Below are 26059 nucleotides of genomic sequence, written 5' to 3' on the forward strand. Positions count from 1 at the left end.
CAAAAAACACCTCCAAGGATATCTCCCTATCTTACGACAGAGTTTCATTCTCTTGAAGGTGTTTTGATTTGTCTCACATTAGGGGGTCAGTCCCACAAGCTGGGGGAAGGCTCTTTACTGTTCTAACTATAGGCGCTGCTTATCCGCCTTACTGCGCCGCCGCATGCTTGCCGGCCGTATAGCCGGTGGAGAAGGCGGCGGTAATATTATAGCCGCCGGTATACCCGTGAATATCGAGAATCTCACCGCAGAAATAGAGGCCTGCGGTCAGCTTGGACTGCATGGTTTTGGGATCAATCTCCTTAAGCGCGACTCCACCGCCGGTTACGAAGGCTTCCGCCAGGGAACGTGTCCCATGAACCTGAACGGGCATCCGTTTCACCAGGGCAGCCAGCGCCCCAAGGCCAGTCTTGGGCAGATGATGGCCTGTAATCTCCCCGTCAAGCCCACCCTTCGCCAGCAGCAGCGGGATCAGGCGCTCGGGCAGCAGGCCCTTCAGCGAGTTGCGGATAGCCTTCTTCGGCTCCAGGTCGAGCTTATTCTGGAGCATAGACTCCGCCTCCTGGAGGGACAGATCCGGGAACAGGTCGATGGACATCTCCACGGTATCGGTTCCCGACTTCTGCTGAACCTGGCGCAGGAACTGGCTGCAGCGTAGCGCGATCGGGCCGGATAGGCCGAAATGGGTGAAGATCATATCCCCCCGGTGAGAGATCACCTTTTTGCCCCTCTGATTCCAGACGCTCAGCGTAACATCGCGGAGGGACAAGCCCTGCAGCTCCCCGGATTTGATCCACGCCTCCCGTGAGAGAATGGGGACCTCGGTCGGGAACAACTCCGTGATCGTATGTCCGGCAGCGGCAGCCCAAGGGTATCCGTCGCCGGTAGAGCCAGTCTGAGGCACGGACTTGCCTCCGGTGGCGATGATGACAGCCTTCGCACTGAAGGCTTTGCCTGACTCCAGCCGGATGCCACGGACGGCTCCTTCCCCGTAGAGAACCTCCCGGACCGGGCTGTCCGTCATGATCTGCACGCCAAGGCTCCGTACTTTGCCTATCAGAGCGGATACTACGCTTGCGGCCTTGTCCGATACAGGGAACATCCGCCCGTTATCCTCCTCCTTCAAGGCGATGCCCAGCCCCTCAAAGAAATCTATAATATCCCGGTTGTTGAAATGATCAAACGAGCTGTATAAAAAACGGCCGTTGCCCGGGATATGGGCGATCAGCTCCGAGGTCTCCTTTATATTGGTAACATTGCAGCGCCCGCCGCCCGAAATCCCCAGCTTGCGGCCCAGCTTCGCCCCTTTGTCGATCAGAAGTACGGACGCCCCGTGTCCGGCTGCGGCTACGCTGGCCATCAGCCCGGACGGGCCGCCTCCAATGACGATTACATCATAGCTATTCATTCATTTGCTCCTTTTGCTTATTGCGACACTCTATTAACGGCATCATACCATTCCAGGCGGAGTGTAGCCAGGTCCAAGCGACCGAAACCTGATTATCGTTGTCAGGAATGCGCGGGTATGCTTTAATCTAAGTGGAAAAGGAATTTTAACCAATTTGAGGAGTGATTGCAATTATTTATGCGGTAAAGGATATTTTATTGCAAATATCGTCTGCCTGCATGTTCCTGTTTCTTTTTCAGTGGAGGCTGGACCGGGGCGATCCCCTACGCCGGAACATCAGGTTCCCCGATGACCATACCTTTCTGATGATCTGCTGCGCACTGGGCATTACGTTGTGCATGGCGCTATCCGATACGATGTTCGGAGTGGTCTATTTGAATCTGGCGATTCTCCCGGCCTATCTCGGGATCTTATATGGTAACCTGCCCTCCAGCGTGTACCTGGCACTGTATTTCTTATTCTGTACTGCATTATTCTCGATGCCGTCAGGGATAGAGCATTTTTTCTTGAATACAGGGGTGCTGATGTATCCGCTGCTCTTCGGTATGTCCGGGCTGTTCAAGAAATCCGCGATTCCCGGCAAAATCGGCATTCTGTGGGGCGCGCTTTTTCCGAGCATGCTGTTCATTGTCATTGTACCGAATATGCAGGGCCGGAGCGTCCTGAATATCCCTTCTGCTGAAGCCGCCCTGGCCGGGCTATATGCCTTGACGGCCTTAATTCTGGGTGCCTTGTTTATCATCTATATTGATAAGGCCTGGGACAAGCTGCAAGTCAGGATACAAATGCAGGGGATCTCGGAGAAATTCCAGTGGGAATCGGAGAAGCTGCAGCAGATCACGAATGTGGTTCCGCTGAATATTATGGAGTTCGATGACAACGGGTATGTGACGGAGGTGAATGAATACATGCTGAGCCTGATGCAGCGTCATTGCCCTCTGTTGACCAGAGAGATTATTTTGTCCAGTCCGGCCAGTGAGCTCTTCGGCAAAAGCATGGATCAGGCCGCCCTCACCCGGTTACATGAGGTTCTGCGCAGCAGACAGCGTTCCAATACCAAGATCAGGGTTGATTCGATGACCTATCATATTTTTACCGCGCCGCTCCAGCATGAATCGGGGCAGCCGGGCGGAATTGTCATGATTATTCAGGATTTGACAGAAGAGGAGAAAATCCGCAGTGAGCTTGGCAATGTCGAGCGCCTGTCGCTGGTCGGGCAGATGGCTGCCGGAATTACGCATGAGATCCGCAACCCGATGGCGGTAGTACGCGGCTTCCTGCAGCTGATGCGGGAAAAGAGCCCGGAGGATCTCCACTCCTATTATCATATTGTCATGGAGGAGCTGGACCGGGCCAACAGCATCATCAATGACTTTCTGTCGCTGGCACAGACCCGTGTATCGGACAAGGAGCCGGCCGGGCTCCAGCCTATTCTGGAGGAGCTTACGCCGCTGATCTGGGCGGATGCCAATCTCCGCGGCCAAAGTGTTGAACTGAAGATCAGCCCGGCCATGCCGCTGCTGCAGCTCAATGTCCGGGAGATCAAGCAGCTGATTCTGAATCTGGCCCGCAATGGCATGGAGGCGATGGAGGCCAAGGGCGTGCTGACACTGGCTGCCTGTGAGCATGAGGATACCGTGCTACTGATTATAACGGATACCGGAGGCGGTATGCCCGAGAGCCAGCTACAACAATTGTTCACCCCGTTCTTCACCACCAAGAGCCAGGGGACAGGTCTTGGGCTGTCGCTCTGTCTTAGTATTGCAGAGCGGCATAACGGGACGATCCGGGTAGAATCGGAGGTAGGGTGCGGGACCTCGGTCATCGTTACTATTCCGGTGGATTCCAGAGAGGGAGTGGTCCAAAGCCCTGTATATATGCAGCGGATTCGGGGGTGACGGGCACCGATTCGGGACTGTGCAGCGGCAGGCTGGAGCAGGCTGCTTCTCTTGCTTTCGCAGAGTATGTATGTATAATAAAGTTAGCAAGTAGTGCTGGAACGCGGTAACTTTATCCCGGTTCAGGGCCGTATCTCAATTCAAGTGATGAAGGAGAGTGCAGAGAAATGTCCATGTCTTTTAATCAATATATGAGAGATTCTATTCAACCTATGCGCGACGATCTGACAAGTATCGGATTTCAGGAGCTATTGACCCCGGAGGATGTGGAAGCAGCCCTTCCGGCAGCCAAGGGAACTTCGCTGGTTGTTGTTAACTCCGTATGCGGCTGTGCCGCCGGACAGTGCCGTCCAGGGGTAGCCCAGGCGCTGCAGAACGAGATTCTGCCGGATCACCTGTTCACCGTATTTGCCGGTCAGGAGAAGGATGCTACAGCCAAGGCGCGTGAATATTTCGCTCCGTATCCGCCATCGTCCCCGTCCATCGCCCTGATGAAAGACGGCGAGCTGGTTCACTTCATCGAACGTCACGGTGTGGAAGACCGTTCGGCCGCCGAGATTGCTGCGGAGCTGAAGGAAGTTTTTGACCGCGTGTGCCAGTAATAATGTCCTGCAGCCTAAGGCAGCAGCATGAATAAGTAATGATCCCGCATCAGCCAGCCGTCAGCCGGAGGCTTGGCTCATGCGGGATTTTTTCTAATGTTAAGGCTAGGAAATACAATTCTAAGAAACGGGGTGGTCCTGTGAGTCTGCAGGAAGAGATTATTGCTACGCTGGGAGTTAAGCCGGTAATTGATACAGATGCAGAGATACGGGGACGTGTAGATTTCCTGAAAGCGTATGCGCTCCAGGCGGGGGCCAGAGGTCTGCTGATTGCGATTAGCGGGGGTGTGGACAGTGCGGTGGCTGCGGGTCTGTGCAAGCTGGCTACGGATGAGCTGACGGCAGAGGAAGGCAAGGAGTATATGACACTCGGGGTGTTCCAGCCTTACGGGGAGCAGGAGGATATTGAACACAGCTATGCGGTGGCCCGGGCTTTTGAGCTGACCCATACGGTGGAGACCAATATTGAAGAAGCGGTGAACGAGATTGCTCTGGAGGTCGAGCATAGCCTGAAGGCCCTGGGACAGCATAAGCATATTACCCATCAGGGCAAGGGGAATGTAAAAGCGAGAACGCGGATGGTGATGCAGTATGCGCTTGCTTTTGAGAACAATCTGCTGGTGGTGGGTACCGATCATGCCTCAGAGGCCATTACCGGATTCTATACGAAGTGGGGCGATGGCGCCGTCGATATTACACCGCTGTCTTCTCTGAACAAACGGCAGGTACGGCAGCTGGCTGCGGCGCTTGGCGTGCCGGCGGATATCGTAACCAAAGCGCCGACGGCTGGACTCTGGCCGGGTCAGACGGATGAGACTGAGCTTGGAATCACCTACGAGGAGAACAGCGATTATCTGGAGGGGAAGACCGTCAGCCCTGAAGCGGCTGAGAAGCTGGAGCGCTTCTTCCGGAGAACGGCGCATAAGCGTGACAGTATTCCGGGGATCTAAGCAGGTTATGCCGGAGCCGCCGGGGCGCTGCGTTTGATGCAGACGCTCCGGCGGTTTTTTGGTAAGAGTAAGAATCTACTTCGCGAGCACCCGGTTGATGAAATCCCTGGTAGCGGATATCGCCTGTTCTAACTGGGGGGTAGTACCGGCAAAAGGATGAACGGTGCCAAAGGTATGATTGCCGCCGGGAATCTGCACCCATTCGATATCCGGCCGCAGCCGGATCAATTGCTCGGAGCCGCGCCGCAGATGCTCTCCGTCCTCACTGCCTTGAATCAGGACAACGGGGCAGCTGGCCTGTTTCATCCGCTCTACAATCTGGTAACGCTCCGCTTGCTGCTCCAGATCCTCTATAATGATGGCATCCAGCGGCATTTGCTGGCCGGTCCGTCCGTTGAGCACATGGGTCCTGCCCTTTTCCCGCATTTCACTCTTCTGCTGCTCTGTGAACAGATCCAGGTTAGTGATCCCGTTCCAGGAGATGACCCCGGTGATTTCTGCGGGATGATCCAGTGCGTAGAGGAGCGAGTCGCCCCCGCCGCGGCTATGGCCTAGCAGGAAGAGCGGGAGGCTGCCGAACCTGTGGTGCTGGCTCAGATAAGAGAGCAGGATCTCCATATCCTTGATCTCACGCTGGTAGGTGTTGCGGGCGAACTTGTCCAGTTCGGTGAAATTCTGCAGATCCTCGCCGATGCCGGCATGGGAGAAGTTGAAGGTGATTACTTCATGCTCGTCGCTGAGCGCCTGTGCCGTATACGGGAACATCCCCCAATCCTTGAAGCCTTTGTAGCCGTGAGCGATGACTATCAGACTGCGGGCCTCTCCCTGGGCGGGGAAATGGGAACAGCGAAGCACCGCATCCTCTCCTGCGGGTAATTCAAAATTACGGGACATAAGGTATTCTTCCTTTCCTACATATCTTGGAACTGGCGGTTGTACTTCTTTACCAGATATACCTGATTTGTGCGTGATAGACTTTCAGTTTTTTTTCTTTTAAAATAGCAGAAAGCTGACGCTAAGACTATTATTAATAATACTTGGTCAAGATGCTGACAGGCTTCACTGTTACATGAGATCTGTGGAGTCCTAGCAAGATCATATCATTAGACGCAGGGTAAGGATAGAAGGTAATATAAGAGGGTTAAGGAATGCAGAGCCAGGAGAGGTGTGGGATGTGTGATTTACGGAATCGGGCATGATGTGCTGGAAATCGGCAGGGTTGCCGGGATTGCAGAGAGCAGCCTGGGTAGCCGCTTCTCCCGGAGAATTCTGACCCGGCAGGAGCTGGTGCTGGGCGCAGGCAAAGGCGCGAAGACAGCGGAATTCATCGCCGGAAGATTCTCGGCCAAGGAAGCGGTTGTGAAAGCGCTGGGCTGCGGAATCGGCCAGATGGTGGGTTTTCAGGATATTGAGATTTTGCCGGATGCGCTAGGCAAGCCAGTAGCCACACTGTCGGCGGAGGCCTGGTCCCGGCTGGGGCTGCCGGAGCAGGAGCATGTCATTCATCTCACCATTACACATAGCCGCGGACTGGCCTCGGCCTTCGCGGTGGTGGAGCGGACAGCCGGCTACAGCCTGTGACTATATAATATGAACGGCAAGGAGAATAACGATGACAACAGATGAGAAGCACATAGAGGCGAAGCAGGAAGCCAAGTTATTCTTCAGCCGGTTCCTGCTGGAATGGTACCACCTCCAGAAGCGGGACCTGCCGTGGCGGCGCCACCGCAATCCCTATTACATCTGGATCTCGGAGATTATGCTGCAGCAGACCCGGGTAGATACGGTAATTCCTTATTTCAACCGTTTCATTGAGCAATTCCCGACTGTAGAGGCGCTCGCTGATGCACCGGAGGAAGAGGTGCTGAAGTGCTGGGAGGGGCTTGGCTACTACTCGCGTGCCCGGAATCTCCAGCATGCCGCGAAGCAGGTCAAGGAACTGTACGGAGGGCAGGTACCGGATGACCGCGATGCCGTATTCGGCCTCAAGGGCGTAGGCCCGTATACCGCCGGTGCTATTCTGAGCATCGCGTTCAACCGGCCGGAGCCGGCGGTGGATGGCAATGTGATGCGCGTCTTATCCCGGTATTTCCTGATTGAGGATGACATTGCCAAAGGCCCGACCCGTGTGAAAATGGAAAAGCTCGCCGCCGAGCTCATCCCCGAAGGGGAGGCAGGCAGCTTCAATCAGGCGCTGATGGAGCTTGGTGCGCTCATCTGCACGCCGAAATCACCGCGCTGCCTTCCGTGTCCGGTGATGGAGCACTGCGCCGCGCGGCTGGCGGGCTGCGAGGCTTCGCTGCCCGTCAAGACCAAGGCGAAGCCGCCGCGTCCGGAGGAGCGGCTGGCCGCCCTGGTCGAGGGCCGCGGCGAGCACGCGGGCCGGGTACTGATCCGGCAGCGGCCGGCTAGCGGGCTTTTGGCCCGCATGTGGGAGCTGCCGCACTGGCCTGCGCCGCCTGCTGAGGCTGGCGGCGCGCGCGGTGCGCTGCTGCCGGAAGCGGCAGCGCTGGACCGGCTGCGCCGGTCCATGAGCCAGGCCGGGATTCACGCCCGGCCTGAGGGGCACTGGATGGCTGCGGAGCATACATTCAGCCATATTGTGTGGACCCTGCAGGTGTACCGCTGCAGGGAAGAGGCGGCGCTGCCGCTGGCAGCGGAGGGCCGCGCCATGTATGGGGCGGCGCAAGCGGAGCGCGGCGACAGCCCGCTGGACGCGGACGCTGAAGCGGCACATGCGGAGCGTGTGGCTGCGGCGCTGGGGATACAGCCAGCGGAAGACGCACCGCTGGCGCTGTTCGACAGCGGGGATGCCGCAGCCGATGCGGCAGACAGCGGAGCGCAGCGCTGGATCAGCCGCGAGGACATGAAGAATTATGCCTTTCCGAATGTGTTCCTCAAGCTGCTGAACAACTATTTCGATGAGCAAGAGACGTAGGCTCTAAGCCACAGCTGTGATGCTGTTACCCGCTGAGCGATACACTCCACCGAGATATGAGTATCACTGCTGCCGGTTGCAGTGTAAAGATTAGTATGTTTAGTGCTAGACGGGAGTGCTTCTCTTATCTTCTCACCAACGCTGCAACGGCTGCCGTCCTTCTAAAGAGAGTGCCTCCGCTTCCGTGTGCTGTTGAGCAAATGTGTGGCTATCGGATGTGGACAAACTGGAACTATATATTACCTGACCTCAACAGCCGAAAGTATAGTATATGTGCACCACTAACGGAAGTGAGCCGCCGCACGTTGAAATCAAAGGGATAAATCCCATTAAATGTGCCGAAAGTGGACCGCGCGGTGAAATCAGAGGGATAAATCCCATTGAATGTGCCGAAAGTGGACCGCGCGGTGAAATCAGAGGGATAAATCCCATTGAATGTGCCGAAAGTGAGCCTCACGGTGAAATCAAAGGGATGAATCTTATTAAAAGTATCCAAAGTAGGCAGCAGGCGTAAATGAGGAGCACAAATACCCCTAAATTAGCCCAAAGTAGGCGGTGTGAGCAAAATGAGGAGCACAAATACCCCTGAATTCGCCAAAAGCGGGCGGTTGAGCAAAATGAGGAGCACAAATACCCCTGAATTCGCCAAAAGCGGGCGGTTGGGCAAAATGAGGAGCACAAATACCCCTGAATTAGCCCAAAGTAGGCGGTGTGAGCAAAATGAGGAGCACAAATGCCCCTGAATTGGCCCAAAGTGGACGGTTAGCTGAAATGAGGAGCACAAATACCCCTGAATTAGCCCAAAGTAGGCGGTGTGAGCAAAATGAGGAGCATAACTACCCCTGAATTCGCCAAAAGCGGGCGGTTGAGCAAAATGAGGAGCACAAATACCCCTGAATTCGCCGAGCCATTCCCTCGCGCCCACCCAACCCTAACCGCGCCCTGCCTCCGCCCCAACTCCCGCCCCACCCCAATCCCCGCACCCATCCGCCCCGGATATAAGTTGCCAAAACCCATAATCCAGGAACGCGAGACTAAGGAGGTAAAGGATGAAGACGATTACCATATATGATATCGCTAAGGAGGCCCAGGTGTCCGTAGCCACAGTCTCCCGTGTCCTCAACAATACAGCTCCGGTCAAGGAGAGCACCCGGGAGATCATCATGGCTGTGATTGAGAAGCACCAGTTTCAGCCGAACGCGCTTGCCCGCAGTCTGCTCAAGAAGGAGACCGGCACGATCGCCATGATTTTGCCTGACATCACCAACCCCTTTTTCCCGGAAGTCTTCTGGGGAGCCGAGAATGTAGCCAGAGAGAAGCATTATACCTTCTTCCTCTGCGATACGGCGGGTGAGCATAGCCGCGAGTCGGAGTACCTTAGCATTCTTCGGGAGAAAAGAGTGGACGGAATTATTTTCCTGGGCGGCAGAATTAACCTGGACCAGTGCCCGCCGGCGTTGTCGCAGGAGGTCGTGGAGCTGTCGAAGCATGTGCCGATCGTGCTGGTCAACGGCAATCTGCCCCGGAGCGGCCTGCACCGCATATATACCAATGAAGAGGAAGGGGCCGCACTGGCTACCCAGCATCTGCTGGACCTGGGGCACCGGAGAATCGGGTTCCTCGGGGGAATGGAGGAGACCTCCACAACCCAAGTGAAGCTGAAGTCGGTGAGGATGAAGCTGAAAGAACAGGGGCTTACGCTGCGCAAGGATTGGGTCATGTTCCACGACTTCTCGATCGAGGGCGGGCGGGCATTGATGGACCGGATGCTGGAGCAGGAGGACCGGCCGACAGCGGTGCTGTGTGTGAATGATTTTACTGCTATCGGGGCGTTGAAGTCTGCCACCCAGCATGGGCTGAAGATACCGGAGGATCTGTCGATCGTCGGGTTCGACGATTCGCCCTTGTCCAGAGCGGTTATTCCGGAGCTGACCACGGTTTCGCAGAACACCAACCAGCTGGGGGAGCTGTCTGTAGAGATGCTTCATGAGCTGATCTGCGGCAGGAATCCCAAGAAACGGACGGTGCTCCAGCCAAAGCTGGTGGTACGCGACAGCACGGGACGCCCGAAAAATTCTGCAGAATAGCTCTCAGAATAGCCCGCAATATCTCCCGCCGGAAGCTGCTTACCAGACAAGTCTGCCGCGCAAGCATTCAAGTATGTTCATCCAGGGGCGGTCAAGAACTTTCCAGGCGTATGTGGAGTGCCTCAGCATGAGGGGGCCTGTATTCTGGAAAGTTTTTGGATTGAAGCATGAAATTTGTGTAAAGTAGGATTGACCAGAGGATAAGCAGAAGTTATAATGAAATGGATTTCATGAAACCCATTTCATTATTTTTTTGGTTTTGAGTAAGCGGTTACTCTGGCGGTACATATGGAACAAGGGGAGTTTTCGAATTTACTGATAATTTGAAAAGTATTAGAAATCGCAGCCGTAACCTATTATTTCGAGGATTATCTTAAGGGCTTATATGCTGGCATACGCCACTATATAAATATGACATGGGGAAGGAGCAGTGTACGGACGCATACAGGCTTGGATTAGTTTAACATCACTGAAATTAGGGGAGCGTGGCGAACAGTGAAACAGTTAAAGAAGAAAAGCTCGGCTTGGCTCATGCTGCTGACAGCCGTAGTTACACTTGTAACCGGTTGCAGCGGCGGGAATAATGCGGCTGCACCGGCAACACCGGCGGCGGAGGCGACACAGGCTCCGGCAGCCAGTGAAACGCCAGCAGCGGCAACGGAAGCGCCTTCGGCAACACCGGCTGCCAATCTGAACGGGCGGGAGATCCGCATTTCCCACTGGTGGGATGCCACTCCTGTCGGGGATTCAGAGGCAGATGAGCTTGCCCGCGAGCGGATCAAAGCGGTGGAAGAGAAATACAACGTCAAGATTAAATACCTGAATACAGAGTATTGGTCCACCGCCGAGAAGCTGTCCTCTTCCGTTATGGCAAGCGATCCGTTTGCCGAAATTGTCCGGCTGCCGGACGGCTTCATCTGGGGTCTGATGCATGGCGGCTTCCTTACACCGCTGGATGATTATTTGAAGGACTCACTCATCGATCAGAGCGTGATTGATTCCATGCGTTTCGGCGGCGACAAGGTCTATGGCCTGGAGAGCTGGTACAGCCCGAACGACAGCGGCGTGTTCTACAACAAGCGTATTTTCAAGGAAGCAGGCCTGAAGGACCCGCAGCAGCTGATGGATGAGGATAACTGGAACTGGAATACGATGCTTGATGCGGCGAAGAAGCTGACGATTGACAAGAACGGGGACGGGAAGATGGACCAGTACGGTCTGGCCGGAGCCCATTATGTAATCTCAGAGCTATTGATCGCCAGCAACGGCGGCAAAATCTATGACGAAGCTACCCAGAAGGCGGTCTTTGATTCACCGGCATCCATGGAAGCGCTTAACTTCCTTCATAAGCTCTATACCCAGGATAAGGTATTCAAGCCTAACGAGGGCAATGACTGGGAAGATCCGGCTAAGTATTTTGGAGAAGGAACGGTGGCTATGTATCCGGGCGGTCTCTGGGAAATCGAGGGGCGTATTCTCGGCAAGATGAAGGATGAATGGGGATATGTCTATATTCCAAAAGGCCCGCAGGCCGATAAGTACTACGATCCGCTGGGCCAGACAGCAGCCTATGCCATTCCCAAAGGGGTCAAGGATGCGGATACCATCGTGAAGATCTGGGAGGATCTGCAGCCGTTCGACAGCTGGCAGGAGAACCGCAGATTGTCGATGGAGAATGTTTTGCCGGATGAAGCCTCTATCGCCAATGCGATGAATGATGAAGGTAAGGTGGAGCGGGTCTTCGGCGGACGTTACGGCGGTCTTGGCGTTAAGGATCAGCTGGATAAGGTAACTGAGAAATTCCTGAAGGGCGAGATTACACCGTCCACCGGGGTGGCCCAAGTCATTGGAACGGCGCAGGCCGCAGCCAAGAAGGTACTGAGCGGTGAGCAGGATAAAGAGAAGAAATAGGGAACAGGACAGCTTATAACAAGCGTAATACCTGCTTGTCCTGCGCAATACCTGCTGTGTTAGTCCGCAGAATCGGCAGCCGCCCTTATAGGGCGGCGTAGCCGTGTGCACCTGTATCACTCTTAATTTGCAAGTCTGCTAGAGGAGGGAACCTGAGTGAGAATATCATTATCCCGGCGGATGATGAACCGGACACTTGTAACCGTCATGCTGATCTCCATGATGGCGCTGCCTGCGGCAAGTGCAGAGCTGCCTGCTGCCCAGGCACAAGGTGAGACGGGGAACGGGCAGGAGATGCGGCAGCCGCCTGAGGGCAGCTATGAGCATTATCTGCAGCAATACGAGGGCGAGGAGCAGCCCCGTGAAGAAATTATGCTGAATGGAGCCGATTATACCGGGGCCGAGGGGATGAGCCCGGAGGTGCTGACGGAGCTTGGCGGTGAGACGGGAAGATACGTCAGAACGGAGGAGAGCGGTTCGGTGGAGTGGCAGCTGGATGTGCCGAAGTCCGGGCTGTACCACATCTCTGTCCGGTATTATCCGGTGAAGGGCAAAAGCTCGGCGATTGAACGTGAGCTGCTGATTGACGGCAAGCTGCCGTTCACCAGCGCCCGCAATCTGTCCTTCGGGCGGATCTGGGTCAATGAGAACCCGGAGATCCAGCAGGATAACCGGGATAACGATCTCCGGCCGCGCCAGATTGAGGCCCCGGCCTGGCAGGAGACTTTGCTGAGAGATACGGAAGGCTACTATGAGGAGCCTTACCAATTCTATCTGTCGGCCGGAAGGCACACCTTGACGATGGTATCCAGCAGAGAACCGATGGTCATCGACTATATTAAGCTGCACAGCTACGCTGCACCCGCTGCCTACGCAGAGGTGAAGCAGAGCTACGAGGCCAAGGGATATAAGGCCACCAGCGGGCACGCGGTGAAGGTGCAGGGGGAAGCGGCGGCCTACAAATCCTCCCCGACCCTGTATCCGGTCACAGACCGCTCAAGCCCATCAACAGAGCCGTACGATGTCTCCAAGATCAGAATGAACACCATTGGCGGCAACAACTGGCGGGTACCGGGCCAATGGATCGCCTGGGAGGTGGAAGCGCCGGAGGACGGTCTGTACAACATCACCATCAAAGGCCGGCAGGAGCTGCTAAGAGGGATATATTCCACACGCTCTATGCGGATTGACGGAGAGATTCCGTTCCGGGAAATGCTGCAGATTCCGTTCTACTATGACTCGGATTGGCAGATGAACCGGCTGGGGAACGATGAGGAGCCTTATTTATTCTATTTAAGCAAAGGAAAACACGAATTGCAGCTGGAGGTCAGCCTCGGAGCCATTGCACCGCTCTTGCGCCAGGTGGAGGCCAGTGTGCTGGACATTAACGCGATGTACCGCAAAATCCTGATGATTACAGGCAATGTGCCAGATCCGTACCGCGATTACAGGCTAGAGGAGCAAATCCCGGATATGACGGCGGTCTTCCGTGAGCAGAGCCAGATTCTATATGGCGTATCGGAAGAGCTGGTCCGGCTTACAGGGGAAAAGAGTGATAAAACCGCAACCTTGAATAAAACTGCCTATCAGCTGGCGGACATGGCCGATAAGCCGGAAACGGTGCAAAAGCGGCTGTCGCAGTTCAAAATCAACGTGGGCAGCGTAGGCTCCTGGATTCTGGAGGTACGGGAGCAGCCGCTGGAAATTGATTACCTGCTGCTGTCTTCGCCGGATGTGAAGCTGCCAAAGGCGAATGCTTCCGTATTCCGGAAGATCGGGCATGAGGTGTCGTCCTTCACCCATTCGTTCTTCGAGGATTACAACACCATTGGCAATACCACGGAGAACGGCGAGACCATTGATGTATGGATCGGAACCGGCCGCGACCAGGCGCAGGTGCTGAAGGCAATGATTGATGATACATTTACCCCGCTCACCGGCATCGGTGTCAATCTGAAGCTGGTGAGTCCGAATGTGCTGCTGCGCGCCTCGCTGGCCGGGGAAGGCCCGGATGTGGCGATGCAGGTCGGCAATGATATGCCGGTGAACTTCGGGATGCGCCAGGCGGCGGAGGATCTGTCGAAGTATCCCGGCTATGAGGAAGTGGTGAAGCAGTTCAGAGACAGTGCGCTCGTGCCGTACCGGTTCGAGAATCAGGTCTTTGCCCTGCCGGAGCAGCAGATCTTCAACATGCTGTTCTACCGGAAGGATATTCTGCAGGAGCTGAATCTTGAGCCGCCGCAGACCTGGGATGAGGTATATGCAATGATTCCGGTGCTGCAGAAGCACCGGATGGATATGGCACTGCCGCTCGCGCAGACGACAGGCGTGCCGGTGCTGGAGGTCAACCGCGCCTATGCCATGCTGCTCTATCAGATGGGCGGATCCTTTTATCTGAATAACGGAGCGAAGAGCGGACTCGATACAGAGACCGGGCTGGCTGCCTTCAAGGACTGGACCAATTTCTATACCAGCTACAAGCTGCCGCTGATCTTCGACTTCCCGATGCGGTTCCGCACCGGCGAGATGCCGGTCGGCATTCAGGACTATACCTTTTATAACTATCTGAGCGTATCCGCGCCGGAGATTAAGGGATTATGGGAATTCATTCCGGTTCCGGGCACAAAGCAGCCGGACGGCAGTATCCGCAGGGATGTGGCCAGCGGGGGCACCGCCGCCCTGATGCTCAAGCAGGCTAAGAACAAGGCTGCCGCCTGGGAATTCATGAAGTGGTGGGTAGACAAGGATTCGCAGGTCCGCTTCGGCCGGGAGATGGAGGGCCTCATGGGCGCGGCTGCGCGGTATCCGACCGCTAACGTTGAAGCGCTTAAGGAGCTGCCGTGGCCGACAAGCGATTACCGCCATCTGGAGGAGCAGTGGCAATGGGTGCAGGGTGTGCCTGAGGTGCCGGGCGGTTACTTCACGGGCCGCCATCTGGACAATGCTCTGCGCGAGGTCATCAACAATGGAACGAATACCGCCGATGCCCTGTACGATTATGTGCAGGAGATCGACTATGAGATTGATCAAAAGAGAGCAGAGTTCGATTTGAAACGAAGGGAATAGGGAGGGACTCTTGTGCAGAAAGTGAAAAATACGGCCGAACCCTTGATTCAGCCCCGGCTGTCCCCTTCCGGGCTGCGTAATTACTGGGCATTGTTCGGCAAGGATGTGCGGCGGGATAAGCACTTGTATATCCTGCTGGCTCCATATATGGTGCTGTTTCTGTTGTTTACCGTATTGCCGGTAGTGATTTCGATCATCTTCAGCTTCACGCACTTCAACATGCTGGAGATGCCGCGCTGGATCGGCTGGGAGAATTATTCCAAGCTGCTCTGGAACGATGATGTGTTCCTGATCGGGGTCAAGAATACGCTGATTTTCTCAGTCGTTACCGGACCGGTCAGCTATATTGCCTGTTTTCTGTTTGCCTGGCTGATCAATGAGCTGAATCCCAAGCTGCGGGCGTTCATGACCCTGATCTTTTTTGCGCCGTCCATCTCGGGGAATGTATTCTTCATCTGGCAGATTATCTTCTCCAGTGACTCCTACGGGATTATCAACGGTTTCCTAATGCAGCTTGGCGTAATTTATGAGCCGATCCAATGGCTGCAGGACCCCAAGTATATGCTGGGGATCATTATGCTGGTGCAGCTCTGGCTAAGTCTGGGGACCAGCTTCCTGGCCTTCATCGCCGGACTGCAGACCGTTGACAAGACGTTATATGAAGCAGGGGCTGTGGACGGTGTCAAAAACCGCTGGCAGGAGCTGTGGTTCATTACGCTGCCTTCCATGCGCCCGCAGCTGATGTTCGGTGCGGTCATTCAGATCACTGCGTCGCTGGCAGTTGCCGATGTGGCTATGGCGCTGGCAGGCTTCCCGAGTGTGCAGTACGGGGCGCATACGATTGTAACCCATCTGGTGGACTACGGTACGATCCGCTTCGAGATGGGCTATGCCTCGGCGATTGCCACCGTGCTGTTCGTGATGATGCTGGGCAGCAATCTGATTGTCCAAAAGCTGCTGAAGAGGGTGGGTGAATAAGCGGGATGAAGCTGGCAATACGTCTGAACAAAAAAGTAAACCGTTCCTGGCAGGTCGACGCCCTGCTGTTCCTGGCCCTGGCCGGATTCGGATCATTCATGGCGATTCCGTTAATTTATGTCATTAACAATGCGTTCAAGCCGCTGGATGAGCTGTTTATTTTCCCGCCTACGCTGTTTGTGCGCAATGCAACGCTTGAGAACTTCGCCAATCTGTTTCAGGTGATGAAGAATTCCTGGGTGCCGTTCTCCAGATATATATTCAACACGGTATTCATTACCGCTGCCGGTACAGCCGGGCATATCCTGCTGGCCTCGGCGGCGGCTTACCCGCTGGCGAAGCATAAATTCCGCGGCTCTAAGGTGCTGTTCACCGTGGTTGTCCTGTCGCTGATGTTCTCGCCGCATGTTACCGCGATACCGAACTATATGATTATGTCCGCTCTAGGCTGGATGGACACCTACCAGGCGGTTATCGTTCCCGCCTTTGCCTATCCGCTGGGACTCTATCTAATGAAGCAGTTTATGGAGCAGATCCCGGATGCGCTGCTGGAGGCGGCGAAGATTGACGGGGCAAGTGAATACCGCATCTTCTGGCAGGTCGTTATGCCGCTGGTGAAGCCGGCCTGGCTGACGCTGCTCATCCTGATGATGCAGATGCTATGGGGCACGGACGGCGGCAGCTTCATCTACAGCGAGCAGCTCAAGACGCTGCATTACGCGATGGGCCAGATTATTCAGGGCGGGATCGCCCGTGCAGGAGTCGGGGCCGCGGTAGCGGTGATTATGATGACCGTGCCGATTGTGACGTTCATTCTGTCACAGAGCAATGTGATTCAGACGATGGCTTCGTCCGGCATGAAGGACTGAAGCGATGGAGGCGTTAGGGTTGAGAATAAAGTCATCGATACTGGTGCTTGTATCCGTGCTGCTGCTTGTGAGCCTGTGTCCAAGGCCGGCCGGGGCTGCGCCGTATGAAGGATATACCTATTCCTACTGGGGCGAGGCGGTTCAGTCGCCGATTGCCTATCTTCCTTCGAGGGCCATCGGCGGGCTAGAGGCAGGAACAGGAGCCTGGAATGCTCCGGGGGACCTGTTCGTTTCGGCGGAGGGGCTGCTGTACGTGCTCGATTCCGGGAACGGGCGGATTGTGGTGCTGGATAAGGAGTGGAACACACTCCGTGTTATCGAAGGCTTCCAGAACGGGGAGAAGAAGGACAGCTTCAATAACCCGGAGGGACTCTTCGTTACGGACGCCGGCCGGATCTACGTGGCAGATACGGAGAATGGGCGGCTGGTCGAGCTGGACGGCACAGGGACCTTCGTGCGGGAGATTGGACCGCCGAAGGCGGATGTGATCGGAGCGGGTTTTGAGTATTTTCCGCGGAAGGTGATTGTTGATAAGGCTGGCCGCATCTATGTGGTTGGCAGAGGGGTCTATGAAGGGCTGATCGAGTTCGACAGCGACGGGCAGTTCACAGGCTTCATGGGCACGAATAAGGTGCAGTTTGATCCGGTGGATCTGTTCTGGAAGTCGGTATCGACCAAGGAGCAGCGCGAGAAGATGGTGCAGTTCATTCCGCTGGAATTCAATAATACCGATGTCGATGAGGATGGCTTCATCTATACTACTACGGTGGATAAGAAGACCTTTTCTCCGGTAAAAAGACTGAATCCCTCCGGCATCGATGTCCTGCGGGTCAGCAAAGAGATCCCGCCCATCGGCGATCTGAGCCGGGACCGCTCCGCCTTCATTGATATTGATGTGACCGGAAACGGAGTCTACCGGGTACTGGACTCTACGCGCGGGCGGGTGTTCACCTACAATGAGGACGGCAAGCTGCTGTATGTCATCGGTCAACTAGGCAGCCAGCTCGGTACCTTCAAGAACCCGGCGGCGGTGGAGAGCTATGAGGATGCAATCTATGTACTGGACCGTGATCTGGGGAGAATTACCGAGTTCACAGTGACTCAGTTCGGCAGCATGGTCAATGAAGCCAACACCCTGTACAGCTCCGGTAAGCATGATGAAGCCGCTAAGCTGTGGCGGGAGGTGCTGAAGCTGGATGCCAACTATGAGATGGCGTATGTCGGCATCGGCAAATCGCTGCTCCGCCAAGGCGAATATAAGGAGGCTATGACTTATCTGAAGCTGGGTAATGACCGCGAATATTACTCCAAGGCGCTTGGGAAATACCGCAGGGAGTATATGCGCGATTATTTCAGCCTCTATATGACTGGAATAATAGCCGTGCTGCTGGGCGGCTGCGTCATCGTCCGCCTGGTGAAGCGGCCGAGAAAGGAAGGGAGGGTTCAGGATGTCGTTTCTTAAGGACATTAAATATTCACTGCATGTAGCAGTGCACCCCTTCGACGGATTCTGGGATCTGAAATACGAGAATAAGGGCAAGCTGCGCATGGCACTGGGCATTCTTATGGCCCTTACCCTGACCATGATTGTGAAGCGCCAATATGTAGGCTATGTGGTCAATTATAATCACCCGCTTGCACTGAACAGCATCAATGAGCTCAAGTATATTATTTTCCCGTTCCTGCTCTGGTGCCTGGCGAACTGGTCCCTGACGACGCTGATGGACGGGGAAGGGAAGTTCAAGGAGATCATCATTATGACCGGGTACGCCCTGCTTCCGCTGATTCTGATCAACATTCCCAATATCCTGCTCAGTAATGTGATCACGCTGCGGGAGGCTTCCTTCTATCATTTGCTGGATGCTTTGGCCACGCTCTGGTTCGTGTGGCTCTTGTTCATCGGAACCATGACCGTTCATCAGTACACGGTGCTCAAAACGATTACAACCATGCTGCTGACACTGGCCGTGGTGGGCATCATCATCTTCCTGGGCCTGCTGTTCTTTAATCTGATCCAGCAAATTGTCAGTTTTGTCTACACCGTCTACCAGGAGCTTTCACTTCGCGGATAAGAAAGGAGGAGCCAGGCTTTGAAGAAGAAGCTAACCATCATTGCAATTGTACTTATGCTCAGCGGGGCAGCCGTTCTGCCTTACGCGGACTTGGCGGAATCCGCACCTGAAGCGGAAGCGGCGGTACAGTCTGAAGTGCAGAGCGGGCAGAATACCCGCACCCCGGAAGCGCCGGAGCTATCCGCAGATCTGAAGGCGGCCCTGGACAACGAGTATTTGACCCTGTATCTGAATCAGACGACTACGGAGGTTGCCGTTAAGGATAAGAAGAGCGGAGCGATCTGGTATTCTAACCCGCAGGACCGTGAACAGGACGCCGTTGCCACCGGCTATAACAAATCCAAGCTGAATGTGCAGGTAGAGCTGACCTACTATGACAGCAAGGGTAATCTCATGAACTACGACAACTACACCCACAGTGTACAGAGCAGTCAATTCACCATTGAGGAATCGGGTGACAGTCTGAACATCGTGTACACGCTGGGGGAGGTCAAGAGCAATATCGACGGAATTCCCAAATACATCAGTGAAGAACGCTTCCGTACCCTGATCATCGGCCGTCTTGAGAAGGAAAGTGACAAGAAGGAGATTGAGAAGCGGTTCAGGTACGATGAATTGAGTAAGCGGTATGAACGAAGAGACACCTCCTTTAAGGGAGTGGGGCTGAAGAAGGTAACCACCCTGTTCGGGCTGATCGGCTATGATGAGGCGCAAATCGCCATCGATAAAGCCGCCTACGGTGAAGAGGATGACGGAGCCGCCCTGGTGACACTTCCCCTGGAATACCGGCTGGACGGGAAGCAGCTGAAGGTAAGCATCCCGGGCGATAAGGTCCGTTATCCGGATAATATGCACATTCAGAGTTTGTCGCTGCTTCCGTTTTTTGGGGCGAGCGGGACAAAGGATGAAGGCTACAGCCTGGTGCCGGACGGCTCCGGGTCACTGATACACTTCAATAATAACAAGCTCTATGCTACCCCTTACCGTACAGCGATGTACGGGCCGGATGCTGCGCTGACCCAGCTGGGGCAAGTGCAGAAGGAGGAGACCGCACGGCTGCCTGTATTCGGCATGAAGTATGAGGACCGGGGCTTCCTGGCGGTGATCGAGAGCGGGGACGCGGTTGCGGCTGTGGAGGCAGATGTCAGCGGGCGGCTGAATCAGTATAACAATGTCTTCTCCAGCTATACGCTAGGCAGTCTGGAGGAAGTGACACTGACCAACGGCTGGCGCTCCAGTACAGTGAAGCAATTTCAGGCGGGGATCTACCCCGGAGATATCACTGTAGCGTACAGCTTCCTTGATCAGGAGGAAGCCAGCTATTCAGGTATGGCCGCGCATTACCGGGAGTACTTAATCGAACATACCGGGATGGCAAGGCTGGACGGGACAGAGAACGTTCCCTTTTACCTGGAATTGATCGGCGGCATTCCGAAGAAGAAATTCTTCCTGGGCATTCCTTACAGCGCTTATGAGCCGCTCACCTCCTTCAAGGAGGCCAAGGCCATTCTGGAGCAGATGCAGGAGAAGGGAATCGGGGACATTCAACTGCGGTATACCGGATGGTTCAACGGCGGCATCAACCATAATTACCCGAAGGGCGTATCTGTAGACAGCAAGCTTGGCGGGACCGGTGGGCTTAAGGAGCTGCAGGCCTACGCACAGGATAAGGGGATTACACTGTATCCCGATGCTTCGTTCCTGCAGACCTTCCCGGAAGCCAAGGGCCTCCGCAAGTCACAGGCCTCCCGGCTGATTACGGGTAAGCTGGCGCATACGTATCCCTTCGACTTCTCCATGCTGAAGCTGGATGTGCAGGAGCCCTCCGGTTATGTCGTCAGCCCCCGGGTATTGCCGGGTGTGGTAGACGGTTTCCTCGGGGATTATGCAGAGCTTGGAGTAGACGGCTTGTCCCTGCGGGATCTCGGCAGCGGGCTGAATTCCGATTTCAATGCGGAGGAACTGGTTGACCGCCAGCAGGCCGAGGGAATCGTCAAGGAGCAGCTGGAGCGTATGAGCAGCTCGGTGCCCCGCCTGATGGTGGAGGGCGGCAATGCGTACGCGGCTCCCTTCGCCCGCCATATAGTGGCTGCGCCCATGCAGAGCAGCGGGTTCAATATTACGGATGAGAGCATCCCCTTCTTCCAGATGGTGTACCACGGTTATCTGCAATATGCCGGAACTGCCTGGAATATGGCTGACGATCAGGATGCATCGCTCAGTCTGCTCAAGGCGCTGGAGACCGGGGGCGCACCGTATTACACCTGGTTCTATGCTGATCCTTCCGCGATTAAAATGACGGGCTTTGGCAGCCTCTACTCGGCCGATTACCGCAGCTGGATTGACCAGGCAGCCGGTCAGTATCAGGCATTGAGCCTCGTGCTGAAGAATGTCCAGTCCCAGACGATCAGAGAGCATAAGAAGCTGGCGGAAGGTGTCTATCAGACGACTTATGAAGCAGGCACCACGATTATAGTCAATTACAACCGTACGCCGGTGAGTGTGGGCGGAGTAACCATAGACGGACGGAATTACCGGGTAGGAGGTGAGCAGTAATAATGAAGCTTAAGAAGCTGTCCCTGGAGCAAAAAAACAGATATTACGGCTTGTACTTCATTCTTCCCTGGTTCGCGGGCTTCTGCTTCCTGTTCCTGACGCCGCTGCTGTCTTCCCTGCGGTTCAGCCTCAGTAACCTGCAGGTCAATGATGAGGGCTTCACGCTGAAGTATATCGGACTCGCGAACTTCCGGGAGGCGCTGTTCTCCCATGAATCCTATGTCCGGACATTAACGGAATCTGTGATGAATATCGTGCTGAACACCCCGCTTATTCTGATTTTCAGCCTGTTTTTCGCCGTGCTGCTCAATCAGAAGTTCCATGGCAGAGTGCTGGCCCGGGCGATCTTCTTCCTGCCGGTCATTCTGGCCTCGGGCATTATTGCCAGCATCGAGAACGGGGACCTGATGCAGTCCGTTGTACGCAGCGCCAGTGATTCCACAGGCGGAGGCCTGTCGGTGATCAAGAATCTGGAGCTGACCACGCTGCTGATCGAATCTGGCCTGAGCCCTACCGTGGTGCAGTATCTGACTGGAGCGGTGAGCCGGATCTATGAGATTGTCAGCCAATCGGGCGTGCAGATCCTGATCTTTTTAGCGGGGCTGCAATCGATCTCCCCTTCCCTGTATGAGGCGGCGAAGATTGAAGGTTCCACAGGCTATGAGGCGTTCTGGAAAATTACGTTTCCGATGATCGGCCCGCTGATTCTGACCAATCTGGTCTACACCATCATCGACAGCTTCATCAGCGACCAGACCAGCCGCATGGTGGTGGATACAGCGTTCAAGAGCTTCAATTTCGGGCTGAGCGCAGCCATGTCCTGGATGTATTTTGTCATCATTGCACTGCTGTTGTGGATAACGACGGCGCTGATCTCACGTAAAGTCTTTTATCAAGACTAGCGGTTAGGAAGGAGGAGCATTCATGAAGACAGAGACCGCAGCAATGCCGCACCGATCCAGGAAAGAGCAGCTGCACAGGCTGGCCTCGGCCGCCTATTGGGTGGAATTTTCAAAAAAATGGTTGTGGGTATTCGCCCGCTTTGTGCTGGTCTTCGGCATTTCGTTCGTCATCCTGTACCCAATCCTGCTAAAGCTGTCGATTGCGTTCAAGAGTATGGATGATTTGTATGATTCCACCGTGATCTGGGTCCCGCAGGCCTTCACCCTGGAGAACTTCAGGCTGGTCTTCAAGGCGATGAACTATCCGGCAGTTCTGCGTAACACCATGCTGTTGTCATCAGCGGTCATGGTGCTTCAGACGATCATCTGTGTGCTGGCCGGTTACGGCTTTGCCCGGATTAAGTTCAAGGGGAGCGGGCTGCTGTTCGCCGCAGTAATCTTTACGATTCTTGTCCCGTCCCAGACGATCATGATCCCGCTGTACCTGCATTTCAAGAACTTTGACCTGTTCGGTCTGATTGAGCTGTTCACGGGGAAGCCGGCGAACCTGATCAATACGTATTGGCCGTTTATAATTTCTTCGATGCTCGGGATGGGTGTTAAGACAGGGCTGTATGTCTATATTTTCCGCCAGTTTTTCAAGGGTATTCCACGAGAGATTGAGGAAGCGGCCTATGTGGACGGAGCAGGCTATTTCACCACCTTCGCGCGGGTGATTCTACCCAATGCTATTCCGTCAATGGTAACGGTGATGCTGTTCTCCTTCGTGTGGCAGTGGAATGATTCATTCTTCACCAATATGTATCTGAACGAACCGAAGGTCATGTCATCGATGATGTCTTCGGCGGGCTACGGTATTGCTACCTACATGACCGGCGGGGGCCAAGCGGCGAATTCGCTCGTTCAGGACCCGTTCTTCATGTCCATGATGATGAATACGAGTGTGCTGATGGCGATTCTGCCGCTGATTATCCTCTATGTATTCGTTCAGCGGCATTTCGTAGAGAGTGTGGAGCGTTCCGGTCTGGTTGGTTAGGAGGAGGATAGGAGCATGAAGCGGCTGGCAGTTACGGCGGTTATCGGCATTGTTCTAGTGTGTGTTGTTGTTGTAGTAATTCTGTTCAGTAATAGGAAAGAGGAGGAAATCCCTGTGCAGCACCAGAAACCGCCGGATGCGGCAGTGACGATAGACGGTAATCTCCGCTATCAGACTATCGATAACTTTGGCGCGTCCGACGCCTGGTCCATGGACCCCCTGGGGAAGGAGTGGACCGAAGAGAATAAGAACAAGGTGGCAGATTTACTGTTCTCACGCAGCAGAGGGATCGGGCTGTCGGCCTGGCGCTTCAATATAGGCGCAGGCTCGGCGGAGACCGATCAGGCGATCATTCCAGATCCATGGCGGAGAACGGAAGCCTTCAAAATAACGGAGGAAGGGCCGTACGACTGGAGCAGGCAGGCAGGCCAGCAGTGGTTCCTGCGGGCAGCCCAGGAGCGCGGAGTCGAATCTCTGATTGCCTTCGTCAACAGCCCGCCGGTCTGGATGACCCGCAGCGGTCATGCCCAGCCTGACCCAGAGGTGGGGTCCAGTAATTTGAAGGAAGGCTCTGAAGCTGCCTTCGCCGCCTTCCTGATTGAGGTGCTGGAGCATTTCAAGCAGGAAGGGCTGGAGTTCAATTATATCAGCCCCGTTAACGAGCCGACCTGGGACTGGAATCATGCGCAGCAGGAAGCCAGCCGGTACAACAATGACGACCTGAAGCGGGTGATTCTGGAGCTGCACGCCCAGCTCCGCGCCAGCGGGCTGGAAGCGCAGATCAGTGCTCCGGACGGGGTAGAGATTACCTCTCTGCTGGATGATGAGCACTACCGGGAATTCACGGGCAGCGGTGTCTATTCCAGCGGGGCTAACAGCCTGGGGCTGGGAAAATACCGTGAATATATTAAGGACCTCTTGGGTGATCCTGTGCTGAAGGAAGCGGTAGGCAATAAGATCGCCTCGCATTCCTACTGGTCCGATTACAGCCATTCCGGCGATGACCGCCTGGTTAAGCTAAGACAGCTGCTGGACGGTAATCTGAAGCAATATGATCCTGAGGCCAAGTACTGGGTTACCGAATATTGCATTATGGGCGATTATGGCCCGGGACGGGATCTGGGAATGGAGCCGGCGCTACAGGTGGCGCGCACCATTCACTTTGATCTGACCGAGGCGGATGCAGCCGCATGGCAGTGGTGGACTGCAGTGTCCAAGGTGGATTACAAGGACGGCTTGCTGTACACCGATTACACTCAGCCTGGGGATGAGCAGAACATCCTGACCTCGAAGATTCTCTGGTCGCTCGGCAACTACAGCAAGTTCATCCGCCCCGGAGCGGTGCGGATTGCACTCTCCGGTCTGAGCCAGGAAGCCGGAAGCGAGCTGCTCGGCTCGGCTTACGTGCACGAGGAGGAGCAGAGCATGACGGCGGTGCTGGTGAATGACAGCCTGGAGGAGAAGCAGGTGCAGCTCACCTTGAGCGGACTGGGACTGAAGGCATCTGCCTTGCGTTCCTATGTAACCAATGCGCAGCTGGATCTGGCGCGCGGCGAGGATGTGGCCGCTGATGCAGCTGCTGATGGGACAGCAGCTGGGGAGCAGGTATTTCAGGCCGTTATCCCGGCTAAGTCGGTGGTGACCCTGGTGGCCGGCGGGCCGGAGTTAGAGGAGGAGGCTGACCTGCCGGGTGAGGTTGCCCAGACTCAGGCTGCCCAGACTCAGGTTGCGCAGGAAATTCCGGCTGCGGGGGACTATGCGGGCTATTTATTCAGCTATTTCACAGGCGAAGGGACCGGGGACGGCGAGCAGGTATACTTCGCCCTCAGCGAAGGCAATGACCCGCTGCATTGGAAGGAGCTGAATGCCGGGAAGCCCGTGCTTAGGTCCAGCTTGGGCAACAAGGGGGTCAGGGACCCGTTCATCATCCGTTCACCTGAAGGGGACCGGTTCTATCTCATCGCCACCGATCTGAAGATCAACGGCAACTGGGATTGGGGTGCAGCCCAGACACAAGGCAGCCGGGCGATTATTGTATGGGAATCGGATAATCTGGTGGACTGGTCGGAGCCTTGGGAAGCCCAGGTCTCACCTGAGGAAGCGGGGAATACCTGGGCACCTGAGGTGATCTATGACCAGGAGAGCAGGGAATATATCGTATTCTGGGCCTCGCGGATGTACACCGATTCCACTCACACCGGGGACGCCTACCAGAAAATTATGTACAGCAAGACACGCGATTTCCGCGCGTTCACAGAGCCGCAGGTCTATATGGACTACGGGCATTCGATCATCGATACCACTATGGCTGCGTATAACGGGAAGATTTACAGATTCACCAAGGATGAACGCGAGCAAGGCCCGGAATCCCCTTTTGGCAAAATGGTGTTCCAGGAGTCCCTGGATTCGGTATTTGCCCCTGCGGTGAAGCTGCTAAGCGGGAGTGTCGGCGGACTGAAGGGCATTGAAGGGCCAACCCTGTTCAAATCCAATACGGAGCAGAAGTGGTATCTGTTTGTGGATGAATTCGGAGGGAGAGGGTACATCCCGCTGGAGACGGAAGATCTGGATTCCGGCAAGTGGACGGTATCCTCTGATTATGAGCTGCCGGCCAGCCCCCGTCATGGAACGGTAATTCCGGTTACCCGGCGTGAATACGACGCTCTGAATGCCAAGTTCATGCAATGATCTGAGGCCTGGCCTAGCGTGCACGTTGAACGGAGACGGTATACAAAAACAGGTTCACCCTTGCCATTACAGCAGAGGTGAACCTGTTTGCTTACAGC

The 26059-nt window shown here is 55.2% G+C and carries 18 protein-coding genes; 16 read left to right on the top strand and 2 right to left on the bottom strand.

Translation table 11 applies throughout. The features are described from left to right. Nucleotides 1-148: 148 nt before the first annotated feature. Complete coding sequence (locus tag NYE24_RS23355; protein ID WP_036700138.1) at nt 149-1408, bottom strand: NAD(P)/FAD-dependent oxidoreductase; 1260 nt, start codon at nt 1406-1408, stop codon at nt 149-151. 218 nt (nt 1409-1626) lie between these two features. Here NYE24_RS23355 and NYE24_RS23360 point away from each other — a divergent pair, with 218 nt between their 5' ends. From NYE24_RS23360 to nadE, 3 genes are all read left to right on the top strand, one after another. Continuing rightward, the gene (locus NYE24_RS23360; RefSeq protein ID WP_342476786.1) at nt 1627-3306 is read left to right on the top strand and encodes an ATP-binding protein; all 1680 of its coding nucleotides are present in this window, start codon (nt 1627-1629) and stop codon (nt 3304-3306) included. 167 nt (nt 3307-3473) lie between these two features. Next, entirely contained in the window at nt 3474-3908 is a 435-nt protein-coding gene (locus tag NYE24_RS23365) for a BrxA/BrxB family bacilliredoxin (RefSeq protein WP_036700137.1), read from the top strand. 140 nt (nt 3909-4048) lie between these two features. Then, nucleotides 4049-4858 (top strand): ammonia-dependent NAD(+) synthetase, encoded by an 810-nt coding sequence (gene nadE, locus NYE24_RS23370; protein ID WP_341028573.1) that lies wholly within the window; start codon nt 4049-4051, stop codon nt 4856-4858. A 75-nt stretch (nt 4859-4933) separates the two neighbouring features. Here nadE and NYE24_RS23375 read toward each other — a convergent pair whose 3' ends face one another. Further along, complete coding sequence (locus NYE24_RS23375) at nt 4934-5752, bottom strand: alpha/beta fold hydrolase (protein ID WP_342476787.1); 819 nt, start codon at nt 5750-5752, stop codon at nt 4934-4936. Between the two features lie 282 nt (nt 5753-6034). Here NYE24_RS23375 and acpS point away from each other — a divergent pair, with 282 nt between their 5' ends. The 13 genes from acpS to NYE24_RS23440 all read left to right on the top strand — a co-directional run bounded on the left by acpS (nt 6035) and on the right by NYE24_RS23440 (nt 25961). Next, nucleotides 6035-6439, top strand: coding sequence for a holo-ACP synthase (gene acpS / locus NYE24_RS23380; RefSeq protein ID WP_076160135.1), 405 nt, complete (start codon nt 6035-6037; stop codon nt 6437-6439). 31 nt (nt 6440-6470) lie between these two features. Then, on the top strand, nt 6471-7796 hold the full coding sequence (mutY, locus tag NYE24_RS23385) for an A/G-specific adenine glycosylase (RefSeq protein WP_342476788.1): 1326 nt from the start codon (nt 6471-6473) through the stop codon (nt 7794-7796). Nucleotides 7797-8845: 1049 nt separating this feature from the next. Next, nucleotides 8846-9883 (top strand): LacI family DNA-binding transcriptional regulator, encoded by a 1038-nt coding sequence (locus tag NYE24_RS23390; protein WP_036700021.1) that lies wholly within the window; start codon nt 8846-8848, stop codon nt 9881-9883. 495 nt (nt 9884-10378) lie between these two features. Further along, nucleotides 10379-11794 (top strand): extracellular solute-binding protein, encoded by a 1416-nt coding sequence (locus tag NYE24_RS23395; protein ID WP_036700024.1) that lies wholly within the window; start codon nt 10379-10381, stop codon nt 11792-11794. 156 nt (nt 11795-11950) lie between these two features. After that, entirely contained in the window at nt 11951-14860 is a 2910-nt protein-coding gene (locus NYE24_RS23400) for an extracellular solute-binding protein (RefSeq protein ID WP_235218553.1), read from the top strand. A 12-nt stretch (nt 14861-14872) separates the two neighbouring features. Next, nucleotides 14873-15838, top strand: a complete 966-nt coding sequence (locus NYE24_RS23405; RefSeq protein ID WP_036700028.1) for a sugar ABC transporter permease — start codon at nt 14873-14875, stop codon at nt 15836-15838. A 5-nt stretch (nt 15839-15843) separates the two neighbouring features. Further along, the gene (locus NYE24_RS23410; protein ID WP_036700030.1) at nt 15844-16707 is read left to right on the top strand and encodes a carbohydrate ABC transporter permease; all 864 of its coding nucleotides are present in this window, start codon (nt 15844-15846) and stop codon (nt 16705-16707) included. Between the two features lie 19 nt (nt 16708-16726). Beyond that, the gene (locus tag NYE24_RS23415) at nt 16727-18169 is read left to right on the top strand and encodes a tetratricopeptide repeat protein (protein ID WP_162174499.1); all 1443 of its coding nucleotides are present in this window, start codon (nt 16727-16729) and stop codon (nt 18167-18169) included. Continuing rightward, complete coding sequence (locus NYE24_RS23420; RefSeq protein WP_342476789.1) at nt 18156-18779, top strand: Yip1 family protein; 624 nt, start codon at nt 18156-18158, stop codon at nt 18777-18779. Before NYE24_RS23415 ends, NYE24_RS23420 begins: the two co-directional genes overlap by 14 nt. Nucleotides 18780-18797: 18 nt before the next feature. Next, entirely contained in the window at nt 18798-21335 is a 2538-nt protein-coding gene (locus tag NYE24_RS23425) for a DUF5696 domain-containing protein (RefSeq protein ID WP_342476790.1), read from the top strand. A 2-nt stretch (nt 21336-21337) separates the two neighbouring features. Beyond that, complete coding sequence (locus NYE24_RS23430) at nt 21338-22237, top strand: sugar ABC transporter permease (RefSeq protein ID WP_036700035.1); 900 nt, start codon at nt 21338-21340, stop codon at nt 22235-22237. Between the two features lie 22 nt (nt 22238-22259). After that, nucleotides 22260-23273: a carbohydrate ABC transporter permease gene (locus NYE24_RS23435; protein WP_083678142.1), complete on the top strand. Its 1014-nt coding sequence runs from the start codon at nt 22260-22262 to the stop codon at nt 23271-23273. 15 nt (nt 23274-23288) lie between these two features. Beyond that, on the top strand, nt 23289-25961 hold the full coding sequence (locus tag NYE24_RS23440; RefSeq protein ID WP_342476791.1) for a glycoside hydrolase: 2673 nt from the start codon (nt 23289-23291) through the stop codon (nt 25959-25961). Nucleotides 25962-26059 lie beyond the last annotated feature (98 nt).

Source organism: Paenibacillus sp. FSL H7-0350, from assembly GCF_038593195.1.
Taxonomy (GTDB): Bacteria; Bacillota; Bacilli; order Paenibacillales; family Paenibacillaceae; genus Paenibacillus_AQ.